Annotated in this window: 11 protein-coding genes and 1 pseudogene; 7 read left to right on the forward strand and 5 right to left on the reverse strand. The window is 39.5% G+C overall.

The window, feature by feature from the left end:
- Positions 1 to 5: 5 nt before the first annotated feature.
- The 3 genes and pseudogenes from rplI (at position 6) to JCM14932_RS15515 (ending at position 3,321) form a co-directional block, all read left to right on the forward strand.
- Entirely contained in the window at positions 6 to 461 is a 456-nt protein-coding gene (gene rplI / locus JCM14932_RS11910) for a 50S ribosomal protein L9 (RefSeq protein ID WP_025025053.1), read from the forward strand.
- A 6-nt stretch (positions 462 to 467) separates the two neighbouring features.
- Positions 468 to 1,847, forward strand: coding sequence for a replicative DNA helicase (gene dnaB, locus JCM14932_RS11915; RefSeq protein ID WP_025025054.1), 1,380 nt, complete (start codon positions 468 to 470; stop codon positions 1,845 to 1,847).
- A gap of 188 nt (positions 1,848 to 2,035) precedes the next feature.
- Positions 2,036 to 3,321, forward strand: a pseudogene (locus JCM14932_RS15515) (adenylosuccinate synthase).
- A gap of 301 nt (positions 3,322 to 3,622) precedes the next feature.
- Here JCM14932_RS15515 and JCM14932_RS11925 read toward each other — a convergent pair.
- A complete protein-coding gene (locus JCM14932_RS11925) occupies positions 3,623 to 4,549 on the reverse strand; it encodes a hypothetical protein (protein ID WP_025025055.1) in 927 nt (308 codons plus the stop codon).
- A 74-nt stretch (positions 4,550 to 4,623) separates the two neighbouring features.
- On the opposite strand from JCM14932_RS11925, the gene JCM14932_RS11930 reads away from it, so the two are divergent.
- Entirely contained in the window at positions 4,624 to 5,910 is a 1,287-nt protein-coding gene (locus tag JCM14932_RS11930) for a hypothetical protein (protein ID WP_025025056.1), read from the forward strand.
- Between the two features lie 8 nt (positions 5,911 to 5,918).
- Positions 5,919 to 8,627: a transglycosylase domain-containing protein gene (locus JCM14932_RS15520; RefSeq protein WP_025025057.1), complete on the forward strand. Its 2,709-nt coding sequence runs from the start codon at positions 5,919 to 5,921 to the stop codon at positions 8,625 to 8,627.
- 50 nt (positions 8,628 to 8,677) lie between these two features.
- Here the strand turns inward: JCM14932_RS15520 and JCM14932_RS11940 are convergent, their stop codons facing one another.
- The 4 genes from JCM14932_RS11940 to JCM14932_RS17495 are packed head-to-tail and all read right to left on the reverse strand — an operon-like array spanning position 8,678 to position 11,405.
- The gene (locus JCM14932_RS11940) at positions 8,678 to 10,129 is read right to left on the reverse strand and encodes an amino acid permease (RefSeq protein WP_025025058.1); all 1,452 of its coding nucleotides are present in this window, start codon (positions 10,127 to 10,129) and stop codon (positions 8,678 to 8,680) included.
- Between the two features lie 60 nt (positions 10,130 to 10,189).
- Positions 10,190 to 10,645: a threonine/serine exporter family protein gene (locus JCM14932_RS11945; protein ID WP_025025059.1), complete on the reverse strand. Its 456-nt coding sequence runs from the start codon at positions 10,643 to 10,645 to the stop codon at positions 10,190 to 10,192.
- 12 nt (positions 10,646 to 10,657) lie between these two features.
- A complete protein-coding gene (locus JCM14932_RS15525; protein WP_051528130.1) occupies positions 10,658 to 11,179 on the reverse strand; it encodes a threonine/serine exporter family protein in 522 nt (173 codons plus the stop codon).
- Entirely contained in the window at positions 11,169 to 11,405 is a 237-nt protein-coding gene (locus JCM14932_RS17495; protein ID WP_051528131.1) for a threonine/serine exporter family protein, read from the reverse strand. The genes JCM14932_RS15525 and JCM14932_RS17495 overlap by 11 nt, the downstream gene beginning before the upstream one ends.
- 246 nt (positions 11,406 to 11,651) lie before the next feature.
- Between JCM14932_RS17495 and JCM14932_RS15530 the strand changes: the two genes are divergently transcribed.
- Positions 11,652 to 12,902 carry an LCP family glycopolymer transferase gene (locus JCM14932_RS15530; protein ID WP_025025061.1) on the forward strand — a complete coding sequence of 417 codons (1,251 nt, stop codon included), beginning with the start codon at positions 11,652 to 11,654 and terminating at the stop codon, positions 12,900 to 12,902.
- Positions 12,903 to 12,987: 85 nt separating this feature from the next.
- Positions 12,988 to 14,529 carry an ABC-F family ATP-binding cassette domain-containing protein gene (locus tag JCM14932_RS11960; RefSeq protein ID WP_025025062.1) on the forward strand — a complete coding sequence of 514 codons (1,542 nt, stop codon included), beginning with the start codon at positions 12,988 to 12,990 and terminating at the stop codon, positions 14,527 to 14,529.
- The last annotated feature ends 82 nt before the right edge of the window (positions 14,530 to 14,611 follow it).

The raw sequence follows: 14,611 nt of genomic DNA on the forward strand, positions 1-14,611 counted from the left end.
TTATTATGAAGGTTATCTTTACTCAAGATGTTAGAGGAAAAGGCAAGAAGGGCGAAGTTAAAAACGTTGCTTCAGGCTATGCACAAAACTTTTTAATCAAGAATAACAAAGCTATCGAAGCTACTAAGGCTAATATGGCTAAGCTAACAGCTGAACAAAATCGTGAAGAAAAAGATTATCAAGCTGAATTGGCTGAAGCTAAAAAATTTAAAGCAGAGATCGAAAAGGACAGTACTGTTGTTGAGATCTCAGCTAAAGCTGGTACTGACGGAAGATTATTCGGTTCAGTTACTACTAAGAAGATTGCTGAAGAACTCGACAAGCAATACGGTTTGAAGGTCGACAAGCACAAAATGGTGCTCTCTGAAGGAGCTAAAGCACTGGGATACATAAATGTACCCGCAAAGATTTTTGATGGTGTAGAAGCTACTATAAGAGTTCATATTGTTGAAAAGAGTTAGGAATAAATGAATAATGATATAACTTCACGCATACCGCCCAATGACAAAGATGCTGAGCAAGCCGTCTTAGGGGCGGTATTTCTTAGTCAAGATGCATTAGTTGAAGCTATGGAATACGTTGAAGCAGATGATTTTTATCAACATGCTAATCAATTAGTGTTCCAGGCAATGGTCAACTTAAATGACCGCGAAGAACCGGTCGATGTTGTGACAGTTCAAAATGAACTGGACAAAATGAATCAAATTGAAGATATTGGTGGAGTTAGTTATTTGGCTGATCTCGCTAATTCTGTACCAACTGCCGCTAATACTGGTTATTATGCCAAAATCGTTAAAAATAAGTCGGTCTTGAGAAGATTGATCAACGCTGCGACCAACATTGTTGGCCGTAGTTTTGACGAAGACGAAGATCTTGATACGATCATCGATCAATCTGAACGTGACATTATGGATGTGTCGGAGAATCGTAATCACAAAGGATTTCGAAAGATCTCGGATGTTGTCAAGTCGTCCTTTGAAGAAATCGACCGCTTGTATGATCAAGATTCAGATGTTACAGGTTTATCGACTGGATATAAAGACCTTGATGCTTTAACAACTGGCTTACATAAAGATGAATTAGTTATTTTGGCCGCTAGACCTGGTATGGGTAAGACAGCCTTTGCCCTGAACTTGGCGCAGAATGCTGCTACCAAGGATCAAGCAACGGTCGCCATCTTCTCACTTGAAATGGGTGCGGAACAATTGGTCAATCGTATGCTTTGTTCAGAGGGCAGTATCGATGCTAATGCACTTAGAACCGGACAATTAGACGAAAATCAATGGAATAGTTTAGTTGTAGCGATGGGAAGTTTATCCAGAACTAATGTCTATATTGACGATACTCCAGGTTCAAAAATGGCTGAGATCAGATCAAAATGTCGTCGACTTTTGAAGGAATCTGGCAAATTGGATCTAGTCATTATTGATTATTTACAATTGATCGAAGGTACTGGACAAGAGAATAGACAACAAGAAGTGTCAGTTATCTCTCGTAACTTAAAAAAATTAGCAAAAGAATTGCATGTGCCAGTAATCGCGCTATCACAGCTTTCTCGTGGTGTTGAAGCTCGTCAAGACAAGCGACCTATGTTGTCAGATATCCGTGAATCTGGTTCAATTGAACAGGACGCTGATATTGTTGCCTTCTTATATCGTGATGATTATTATCGAGACGAAGAAGGCGACGGTGAAAATAGTGAACCTGAAAATCAGGAGGACCAAGATGTCGGCGAAGTTGAAGTTATCGTCGGAAAAAATCGTTCGGGTCCAAGAGGAACGGCAAAGCTATTGTTCGTGAAATCTTATAATAAGTTTTCTTCGATTGCTAATATCCCTGAAAATTAGAGAGTGGAAGAAGCCGGGAAATTTTGAGCATTACCTAGATTAATGATGGTGCCAACGAAGTTGGTGCAATCGTTAATCGTAGTAAGCACAGAAATTTGGCTTCTGTAACTCGTTTCAGAATAGAGGAAACCACATAAGAAACTAACGAACCAAAATCCCAAATACAAAGTGCAAGAGGAGAATTGGATATGACAACAGTCGTTGTAGTAGGAACCAATGGGGTGACGAAGGTAAAGGTAAGATTACTGATTACTTTAGTGGAGAAGCTAACATCATCGCCAGATATCAAGGTGGTGACAATGCTGGACATACATTAAATATCGACGGGAATGTTTATAAGTTGAGATCAGTACCATCAGGTATTTTGTATTCAGACAAAACTAGTGTAATCGGTAATGGTGTGGTTTTGAATATTGAATCTCTAGCAGAAGAGTTACAACGTCTTCATGATCAAGGTGTTGATACAACTAACTTGAAGATTTCAAACCGCGCTCAATTGATCCTTCCATATCATATTCAATTGGATAAGTGTCAGGAACAAGCCAGAGGTAATGCCAAAGTTGGTACTACTAATCGTGGTATCGGACCTGCATACATGGACAAAGCTGCCCGTGTTGGTATCAGAATGGCTGATATCTTGGACAAAGATATTTTTAAAGCAGAATTAACAGAGAACCTTAAACAAAAGAATGAATTATTTACTAAGATTTATGGAACTGAACCAATGGATTTTGATACTATCTATAACAAGTTTTATGAAATCGGTCAAAGTTTGAAGGATCGTGTCATCGACACTTCAGCCTACTTGAACCGTGAATTAAAAGCTGGTAAGAATGTATTATTTGAAGGCGCTCAAGGAATCATGCTCGACATCGATCATGGTACATATCCATACGTTACTTCATCTAATCCAGCTGGTGGTGTTACTACTGGTGCTGGTATCGGTGCTCCATTGATCGATAACGTTATCGGTGTTGTCAAAGCCTACACATCACGTGTTGGCGCTGGTCCATTCCCAACAGAACAAGAGAATGAAACTGGTGACTTCTTGCGTGAAGCAGGACACGAATATGGAACGGTTACACATCGTCCACGTCGTGTTGGTTGGTTAGATACAGTTGTTCTACGTCACTCAGCCAATGTTTCCGGCGTGACACATCTATCGCTTAACTGTCTTGATGTCTTAACAGGACTCAAAGAAATCAAAGTATGTACAGGCTACAACTTAAATGGCAAGATCATTGACGAATATCCAGCAAACTTAAATATCTTGGCTCAATGCAAGCCAGTTTATCAGACATTTGCAGGTTGGGATGATGACATTACTCAAGCTAAGAGCCTAAGTGATTTACCACAACAAGCTCAAGATTACTTGGACTTCTTGAAGAGTGAATTAGGCGTTGAATATGCGACAGTATCAGTCGGACCTGATCGTGAACAAACTATTGAAGTAAATGACGTTTGGAATAGCTAGAGCGCGTTGATAAACGGGTAGCTCCTGAGCATTACCTAGATTAATGATGGTGCCAACGAAGTTGGTGCGATTATTAATCGTAGTAAGCGCAGGGTGCTGTCTATCATAAGCGCGTTTCGGAAGAGCGTGTAAAAAGGCGGTCAGACCTTGAGCATTACCTAGGATAGTGGATTTATCACGAAGTGGTGAAGTCGCTATTCGTAGTAAGCGCAGAGGTTTGCCTTTTGTAAACGCGTTTCAGAACCACAAAAAAGGAGTTAGAACTACTAATCAAAGTAGTCCTAACTCCTTTTTACATACCCTAATTCTTATTATCAGTAGAAATAATCCCACGCTGGAACTTAACAAACTTATTACTATTACGATTAAACGTCAAAGTATAGTAGTAACTAGTGTCTTTAGTCTGTTGTTTCAAATAGATTCGCGAGTAACGTGGTACATCGGATAATTGATAACCGACAATACCGAAGTTAGTAACTCGTGAATTAGAGTTCTTAGCCAAATTATAAAGTCCATTGTTACTGTCATCAGGATTCAATCCTAAGTTGATCGACAATTGATTGAAGTCCCCAGGATCAGTGGCATTGGCCATCGTTAAGTTGGAATTAATAATGGTTGTCTTGATTCGTTCCATAAAAGGCTTGGCCTGATCGATACCAGATGCACCTAATTCAGTATCTTCGATCACGTACTTAGGTGGAAACTTGTTTGATTTGGTATTCAAGTACTTGGCTGAAGTAATATTGTTATCTTTGTAGTAGAGACGGTAACGATAACTAACGATGTTTTTGGTATCATCGTAGCGATTGCAGCTGACGGTAATGTAGTTACCGTTGTTATCGCGACCGAAGTTAAGCAAGGTCATTTTATAAATATAACGATGAGGTTCTTTGTGAACTCTTTTGAGCAGAGCCTTCTCTTGATCACTGGACAAAAAGTCTAGCTCCTTAGTATTCTGATAGTCATCATTGATAGTTGAAACTAAGCTGATCGCCTTTAACTTAGTCTTCTCCATGTCACCAGTCTTAAGTGAAATCGACTTTGGTGCGATACCTTCATCGACATTCTTAGGATTAACGATCAGCGAGAAGGGAATCGTCATGCTGGATATCTTATCGACGGTCTTATCCTTGATATTGTAGATGTTGAACCCATAGGAAATGCCGACCAAGATGATCAGTCCTAGTAAAACAAACCATTTGATATATTTTTTGTTTAATTTTTTCAAATTATTCACCCTTTGTAAGTGTGTTACCTTAATATATATAATATACAAAAAGATATGTGTATTTGGAGAAAATAATGAAAGATAAGAAAGATTTAAGGGGTAGCAAAGATTATATGGTCATTGGCGCTGCGGTTGTGGGAATCATCACAGCGGTAATATTCTTTGTGATGCTCTCACGCGGCGTTGTCAATGCGGTTGTTACCTCCAAAATATCTAGTCAGTATCAGGACAAGGAATTAGAAGTCTTGAAGACTGACCTTGATTATCATTCGCTGAATGCCATCGGCAAGTTGATCGATGTATCGGATGGATATGTAGTCACAGCGGACAATGTTAAAAAATACAATGAATTGGAACAATACGTCAATGCTAGAAAGCAGCGTTCAGCTGAAATAAATAGTCTCTACGATGGTAAAAATGATTATCGTAATGATGTGAATGACGATAAGATCAATGAATTAGATAAAAAATTGCTCAAAGAGAAGAATCAGGATGTTTACCAAAAATTGCGGAACAAACTGGATACGATTCAGATCTGGTATGAACAGACCCGTGATGCAGATAAATATATTTCTAAGGTCTGGGATGCCTTCAATGAAGACAATGCTAGTTTGAGTTTTAAGAAGGTCTCGATGTCTAGTACTTATTACAAATTAATCAAGAACAAGTCTGTCAAGAAGCAGTGGACAGAAGCGGTCAATAAAATGCGCGACTATTACGCAAGTCACCAAGGTGAGAGTACTCAAGTTGAGGCTGCTAAGCAAGAGTTAGAAGAGCTGCGTAATTCACCATTGACTGAGAAATATACACCAGCACAAGTTGATATTGTTTCTAGTCTAGACTTCTCCAGTGATGCCGAAGATGCTTTGACAGCAGCGGGATTAACTGGCAAATACGTCTTGTACTATGATTCAAGTTCGAATAACCTAGCCTTGATGACGAAAGCTGGCGGCAAGTATGTAGCCCAAGATGGTTATATCAGTGTTTCTAACTCACAAGTAAGTAAGGGTAAGTATACGATCAAGCGACTAGTCTCAGCTGGTTCATCGGATGCCATCATTACTGATAACAGCAGTAGCAACTTCGGTCAATACGTAAGTGGTGCGACGACTGATAGTTTGTCCGACTTGAACGTGACAGACGCAGACAATACGACCGCTGACTTCAATTCAGCAACACCGGTCTTCTGGTTCAAGAATAACAGTGCGCTGACAAATTCGATCTACTTCAGTAGTGGTAGTACGATCGGCTTCATCTATAGCGGTGGTTCAAGCTACAACAACGGTATGCAGGTCAGCTCATCTGACTTATCGAATTTGAAGTCTGAAGTTTCAACAGGTATCACATTCTATGTTAATTAGGGGTCATTATGAGAGAAACAAATCTAAAAAGGAAACATGTTAAACGACATAGAAAATGGCCATGGGTCATCTTAGTTATTGTTGTCTTGATCTTGGTCGGAACAGGTTTGTTCTGGGCCAAGTATGGTTACGACATCAAAAACAATATTGCGGACGGTTATTCATATAGCCAAGGACTGACAAAAGGCGACTTTAAGCCAAAGAACAGCACCGTTATATATGATCGTAACGGTAAAGTTATCAAAAAGTTGTCCCAATCAAGTTCTGATTATACTCCGATAAATGAAATTAATCCGAAGATAACCAAAGGGTTAGTAAAGGTAGAAGATCAGCGTTTTTATATTCACCACGGTGTTGATCCATACGCTATCTTACGTTCGCTAGTGGCCAAAGTTATGCGCCGCCGAATTGAAGGTGGATCAACACTGACACAACAACTAGTCAAAAATGTTGTTTTGAAAGATCAGTCACAGACATTCAATCGTAAACTAAAAGAAATGGTTATTGCTCAACAATTGGAGAAGAAGTTTACTAAGAAACAGATTCTCGAATTCTATATCAATGATGTCTATATGGGGCATGGTTCATATGGATTCAGTAGTGCTGCCAATTACTATTTCTCACAGAATCAAAATGACTTATCGATCGATAAAATAGCGATGCTAGTCGGCATCCCTAATAACCCGATCTACTATGATCCGGTTAACTATCCGCATCGCTCGTTGTTGCGCCGAAACATGGTCTTATCCATATTTTATAAGAACGGTGTGATCAATAAATCGACATATCGTAACGCTAGGAAACGTCCATTAGGTATCAAAGTCAATGAACATAAATATGATAATGATGTTTCGAACAACTATGCCTTGAGTTATGCCGTCTATAATGCGACGGAGGAATTGATGAAGTCATCAGGCTTCACACTGAAGTACAAGTTCGATACTGATGCTCAAAGAAAACAATATAATACGGAATACCAACAAGCCTATGAACGTGCTCATGGTGAATTGATGGATGGTGGTTACAGTATTCATACGTCGATCGACATGGATATCCAAAACCAAATCGAAAGTATCGTTGCTAAACAGTACGCTGCTTATACAGGTAGAGATGTTCACGGAAAACTAGCGCCACAAGTCTCAAGTACTGTGATCGATAACAAGACTGGGGATGTCTTAGCAATCGTTGGTGGACGTACAACTGAGGGAGATCAGGTCAACCGTGCTATTATGGGCTATCGTCAACCTGGTTCATCAGCTAAGCCGCTGACAGCCTATGCGCCTGCATTTGAACGTGGTTATTTACCACAGAGCAGTGTGATCGATTCGGCTGTTAGTTCAGATTCTGGTCACGCGATAACAAACTGGTATAGCGGCTATACTGGCAGAACGACCGTCCGTCATGCACTAGAGAACTCGATCAATACGGTTGCGTTCAAATTAGCTTCTGAAGATAAGGATCATACTTATTATGATGACCTAACGAAGATGGAATTTGCCAGATTAACACCACAAGATAATAATCCGATCATTGCGATCGGTGGGTTTACTTATGGTGTTACGACAACTGAAATGGCTTCGGGATACAGTTCATTCTCCCGGAATGGTCAATTTATCCATCCAAGTAATTTGACAAGCATCTACGATACTTCACATGAACGTTATATTTATCAGAACACGCACTTGAAGAAGAAGATTTATTCGGCAGATGCAAGTTATATGACGATCAATACTATGCAGTCAGTTATCAGTGACGGATTAGGAAAAGCTGCGGCACTGGATAATTACAGTCACACAGCTGGTAAGACGGGTACAACTGATAATACGAAGGATTCTTACTTCGTCGGAATGACTAAGTCATTTACGATCGCTAACTGGACTGGTAACGATGTATCTTCATCATTGACCGGTGCAGAACAGTCATTACCAATGTCGACTTTTAAAGCTGAGGGTGAGTACTTAGTTGATCAATTGAAGGAAAAGGACACCGACTTCAAGAAGCCAAGTACGGTCAAGGTCAGTGGTCAAGATCTAACGGTCGTTAAGAGTAACAAGCAGCCAAGTATTCAAGATGTGATCGACACTAACTTCGAGAAGTTCAATAAGAAGCAAGAGTCGAAGAATGATAATCGTCTCTATAATATGGACTATCGAATCATCTATCATTTGACGAAAAAAGAGGAATTCAGTCGGGAGCATAAGGTTCAAAAGGCGATCGACAAATATAACGAGACACCGATCAAGAAGCAGTCGCAGTATGATAAGAAGCTTGATGAGATTCAAAAGATTCGTTATTTGAATGCTAATGTCAAACGTCAGAGTGCAAAGATCAAGTTCAACAATCAAATTCTGGAACTGCAGAAGGATCTGAATATGAGTCAAGCGATGTTCCAGTCTGAAAAGGACAATAAAAAGATTGCTGGTTACGATGCTCAAAAAGAAGATCTTGAAGCACAACGTGACAAAGAGCGTAAAGATAAAGTAGCCAAATTGCAGACGCAATATGATTCACAATTACAAAAGGTCAAAGATGCTTATAAGAATAATGACTCTGATAAAGACGACCAGAAACAAAAGCTGATCGATATCATGAATGAAATCAGAAGTTATGGTGGTAATGCACCTGATCTTAAGTTAAATGTGGATTCAGGCTCGAGCAGTTCTAACAGTAGTAATTCGAATAGCTCAAGTACTACATCAGATAGTACGAATAACTAGGCAACAAAAAAACGACTTTCCGTCATCATGACAGGAAGTCGTTTTTAATTTTAATTAAGTTCAGGACCATTAGTCCGTTTGGCAATTGCAGGTAAGATCAATCCCAAGAGAATGAAGATGATCGGTGTAGCAATGTTAAGTGCTAGTTGGAACCACCATGAAGATGGGTCTTGCGCCATGTTCATCTTTGGAACCATACCCATGATGCAGGCAAATGCTGTTAAGAAGAATGTCCAAAGGCCGAATCCGAAGCCAACGTACTTATTCTTAACGAACATATAGTCTGACTTGTACTTGTCTAATTGTTTTGTCAAAAGCATGTAGGCAAGGAATACCCAGAGGTAACGCATTGGCATAACGATTGAATTAAGGTTAAGCATCCAATTGTACAAGTCATTCATTCCGTTGATACCTAGTGCAGGAACGATGATCAGGATAGATACTAGAGCAGCAGTCATGTAGTAGCCGTTAATAGCAATACCCTTTTTGTTCTTCTTGCTCAATGCCTTAGGGATGTACTTCTTATCAGCATCGTCTAACAACATACGAAGTGGAGTATCGATCGAGATTGCTAGAGCGGCGGCTGAAGCCAAAGTATTCGTGAGAGCGAAAGCCCAGACGAACAAGTTACCAACGTGGAAACTGTTACCTAAGAATTGGAAAGCTTGATAAGCACCATTTGCCATCAAGTCAGCAGGAATGTGGTTTGAATCAACGATCATTCCGATAGCAAATGAACCAAGAACAGCGGATACGGCAACCATTGCTGCCAAGATGATCATCCCTAGAGGGAATTCTTTAGAAGCATTCTTCGTCTTGTTAACGTAAGGTGAGATTTTTTCAGATCCACCAACGGCGAAGACTAACATCGAAATAGTCGTGAAGTACTGCATGTCGAATTTCGGTATATAAGTATGAATATCAGACATGTTTGGTGTAGCGATTTGAACATGAGTGATAAATGGAGCACTGACACCTAAGATGATAAACAGCATCGACATCACAAACATCGCGATACCAGCGATACTACCAATGTTATTCAATGTGGCAACACCCTTACTTGCTATCCACACGAATCCCAAGAATATCACTAAACTCAGTCCCTGAACCACAAGTGGTGAGACTGTATTGACGAATGAACCGTTACCCTTAAATAACCAGCTCAAACTGATCATAATGATCTGTGGTTTCTGTGCTAAATATGGAACGTGAACGACCCAATAAGTCCAAGCGGCGAAGTAAGCAAGCTTGTTATTAGATAACATCTTAATCCATGAACTTACACCACCACCGGAGTTTTGAAAGGCCGATCCTAATTGTCCCACCATTAAGGTATAAGGGACAAAATACAAGAGCATGATCAAAATCCAAGATGTTACAACAGCTAAGCCTTGATTGGCAAAGTTATTGATAACATTATTCAACCCCCAGACGGAAGTGAAGCCGACTAAGGCTATATTCCACCATCGGAAGGTCTTTGCATTATTCTTTGTTTCTGGCATGAAAATATCCTCCTACGAAGGAAGATTATACAGTAAACAAATGTCAATTGAACCCAAAATCTAACGTTTTATTTTTCGGAAATAGATAATTCCCTTTACTATTGAAACCAAATATTGTGCCGAAAATAAGCCCACAGCTAGGAATGAAGCAATCAAAAATGTGGTGATCGCTTGTTCAAGTGAATCGATATATTTGTTCTGAACCATATAGAGGATCGTGCGATAGGCATTACCTCCGGGAACTAGATTGACTAGGCAGGGGATGTAAATAATATTTTCGGGCAGTTTGAACTTACGAGACAAATAATAGGTTAAAAGTCCGATCGTTAGAGCACCCACAAAGTTCGCAAATAAAATATTAACGTGTGCCCAATTTTTTAGTATCCAAAAAATCGTCCAACTCAGTCCGCCTGTGAGACCAATGATACCGGCAGCACGATGAGGGGCATTGGTTATTAGTGAAAAACCGATTGCTGATGCGGCGCTTAAAACGAGATTCAATAATAGTGCGACCATGATCGTACCTCCTTAGAATAGAATCAGTGCTGTGGCAATACCGAAGCCGATACTACTGGCGACGAGCAGAGCGTCTAGTAGTTTGACGGCGGAACTTAAAGCATGTCGCATGACAAGTTCGCGAATAGCGTTGGTGATCGCCACTCCAGGTACTAACGGCATGATAGCTCCGATGATAATATTGTGATATTGTCCGACCAAATTTAATTTACTTAATATAATAGAAAGAAGTGCGATCACGAACCCGGAAATAAACAGGTCAACATAAGGTAAATTGGATAGTTTAGCCAAGTAATACGAGACTCCATAACCGATCGTGCCGACGATGAAACAATAGATAAAATAATAAAGCGGCATAGTGAATAGAAGCATCGGTGCCATAGAAACTAAACCGGCGCCAAAAGCCTTTAAATAGAAAGGAAAGTCAGTCGTATGTTTATCTTGATAGATCTTCTCGATTTCCTCAGTAAAATCCTTAGGATTTATTTTCTTTTCAGCTAGTCTGCGTGACAGTGTATTTATGTCATCGATCATCTGTAAATTGGTCCCACCGAGTAGATTTAATAAATTTTGAGTTTTGACCATCAACTTCGACGAAAACCGCTGTGACAGTAACGTAGCAGTTGACATCGTGACCGAGAGATTTTCCAATTCTTTCTATTGTATCTTCGATCCGATATGACTCAGCTCCACCACTGATCAGAAGATATCCTGTTTTCAAACACAGCTCTGATACCCGTTGAGTACTAGTCTTTTTCATCGCTAGTGACCCCCTAATTGACAAGAATATAAAACAAAATAATTCTCATTTTAAAAAATTATAACGCCAATACATTTTTCTGGAAGTAAATTTGACAGTTTTGATTAAACTTTTATAATAGTGTCTAATGCATTTATATGCGTAATTTAATATACGATGTTTAAATTACGCTGTATAATTGTGTTCTACCTATATATAATGAATTATGGTAGTTTGTAATTTCGGATACACTAATTGGAGTTTAATATGGACAATAATAATAATATGTCTAGAGAACAAAGAAAGATATCTAGAAACAGCGCTTTGTCTAGCGGCAATGGCGGTGGTGGCGGCAAGCATCCTTTTCTAAAGGTGATGGGTCTGACACTTCTAGTAGCGCTCTTTGTTATTGGTGCTTACGGATTCAGATTGTATGCTCAAGCCCAAAATTCTCTGGGAAACACGTACAAGGCCCTAGATGGTAAGGCACCTTCAGCTAAGATCAGTGACAAGAAGCCTGTCTCGATCTTACTATTAGGTGTCGATACAACTGATAATGGTGTTAGAGATACTGAGACTGATTATCGTGGTAATTCTGATACGATGATCATTGTAACGGTCAACCCGACGACGAATAAGACGAAGATGGTATCTGTTCCGCGTGATACTATGTCTCAAATTTGGAAGGGCGTTGGCAATAACACCAAGAAGATTGCAAAGATCAACTCAGCTTATAACATTGGTAATGAAGAGAGTGCGGTCGTAACGACTGAGAAGCTCGTGAATGTGCCAATTGATTATTATGTCAAAGTCGACTTTAATTCATTGAAGAAGATCGTCAATGCCGTTGGTGGTGTTGATGTTGATGTACCATTCAGCTTCTCTTATGGTGATACTGGTGAAAAGGAATCACACTTCAAGAAGGGTAGCATGCACTTGAATGGTAAGCAGGCATTGGATTACTCTCGTATGAGATATGAAGATCCAGAAGGTGACTACGGTCGACAGAAACGTCAACGTCAAGTCATTACTGCTATTATCAAGAGTGCAGCTTCTGCTAAGACCTTTACGCGTTATCAAAAGGTCCTAGACAGCATCTCTAACTCAATGACGACTAACTTGAGTTTTACTGATATGCAATCAATGTTCTTGAATTACAGCGGTGCAGCTAAGAAGATCGGTTCAGATCATATTCAAGGATATGGTTCGATGATCAATGGCTCGTCTTATGAAATTGCACCAACTAAGGAACTACAACGAGTATCTAATAAATTGCGTAAGTCACTCGGTTTATCAGAAGAAACCTTGAGTAATGAAGAGACTAAGTTGAACAAGTATAATGAGAGACGTGGATTCTCATTCGAATATACTGGAACTCAGACTCAAAATTACGAAATCAAGATCGTAAGTTCCACAACATCAAGTAGTGCTGGAACCACAGGCAGTACTACAAGTACGGAAGGAACAGAGACCGAGCATCGTTTTACCGGAGCTGGTTCTGGTCCAACTAATTACTAATAGTAGATAAAACCAACATGAGGGCTGAAACATGTAATTGTTTCAGCCTTTTGTTATGGTGTTAAGAGATATAAGGAGATTTAATATGAGTGTTTTAGAAGTACATAACTTGACGCAACAGTTCTTGGACAAGAGACTGTATGACGATGCAAGTTTACAAGTAAATAAAGAAGACCACTTAGGTATCACTGGTCAAAATGGTGTTGGTAAGTCTACCTTCATCAAGATTTTGACTGGTCAGATCGAACCAGATGAAGGTAAGATCACGTGGCAAAAGCATTTGACTATCGGCTATTTGGATCAGCAAGCTAGACTGGTTGAAGGAATGACTGTTAAAGAATATTTGCAGACGGCTTTTAGCAATCTATATGAAGCAAATGACAAATTAACTGAGATCTATATGAATGAACCTGACGAAGATGATCTAGAGAAGGCTGGTAAACTCCAAGAAATTTTGGACGCTAATGACTTCTATGAATTAGATACTAAGATCGAACAGGTGGCTACCGGTCTAGGGTTAGATGCTATCGGCTATGATCACGATGTATCTAAGCTTAGTGGTGGTCAACGTTCGAAGATCATTTTGGCTAAGATCCTATTAGAGAAGCCAGATATGATCCTATTAGATGAGCCAACTAACTATTTGGATACTAACCATATTGAATGGCTATCTGAATATTTAAATAATTTTGAAGGTGCCTTCATCGTTATCTCCCATGATTATAACTTCTTAGATAAGATAGTTAACTGTGTTGCCGATATTGAATTTGGTAAAATCACCAAATATACGGGTAACCTGAAACAAGTTCAAAAGCAAAAGTCTGCCAATAAAGAGACTTACATGAAAGCTTATGTTAAACAGCAAGAAAAAATTGCTAAAACTAAAGCTTATATCAGAAAATTCAAGGCTGGAACTCGTTCAAAGAGTGCAAAGAGTCGTGAAAAGCAATTAGCACATATGGACGTTCTAACACCACCAGGGAATAAGAAAATCGGTAGTTTTGGTTTTCCATATTCTGAAATACCTAGTTCAAGAATGATCTTGGAAGTAAATGACTTACAGATCGGTTATGACAAGGCGCTATTTGAGCAAAAACTGAACTTCTCGATTGTTAGTGGTGAGAAGATGGTTATTAAAGGATTCAATGGTATCGGTAAGTCTACCTTGATCAAGACTCTTCTGGGGATGATCAAACCTATCAATGGTAACTTCGACTTCTCTGAAGTGGTTAAGATCGGATACTTCAAGCAGGACCTAGTTTGGAACAATAATATGGAAACACCATTCCAGATCGTCAGCCGCGACCACCCAGATAAGGATGGTAAGGAAGTTAGACGTGTGCTGGCTAGAACTGGATTAACTAATCAACAGATCATGTCTAATATCCGTTCACTATCTGGTGGGGAGCAGACTAAGGTCAAATTAGCTGACTTGATGTTTGATCCTACTAACTTCTTATTCATGGACGAACCAACGAATCATTTGGACGATGAGAGTAAGGCTGCACTCCGTAAAGGACTTAGAAACTATGATGGATCAATGATCCTAGTCACTCATGAGGAGGATTTCTACAGTAGTGATTGGATCGATAAGGTACTTGATATCGAGGAAATCAAAAAAAATTAACTTTTTTTCAGAAAGTACTTGCAAAGGTCGAACTTCAATAGTAATATATATCTTGTTGTTGCGACAGAGCAACGGCGACAAT

Source organism: Companilactobacillus nodensis DSM 19682 = JCM 14932 = NBRC 107160 (assembly GCF_000615905.1).
GTDB classification, from domain to species: domain Bacteria; phylum Bacillota; class Bacilli; order Lactobacillales; family Lactobacillaceae; genus Companilactobacillus; species Companilactobacillus nodensis.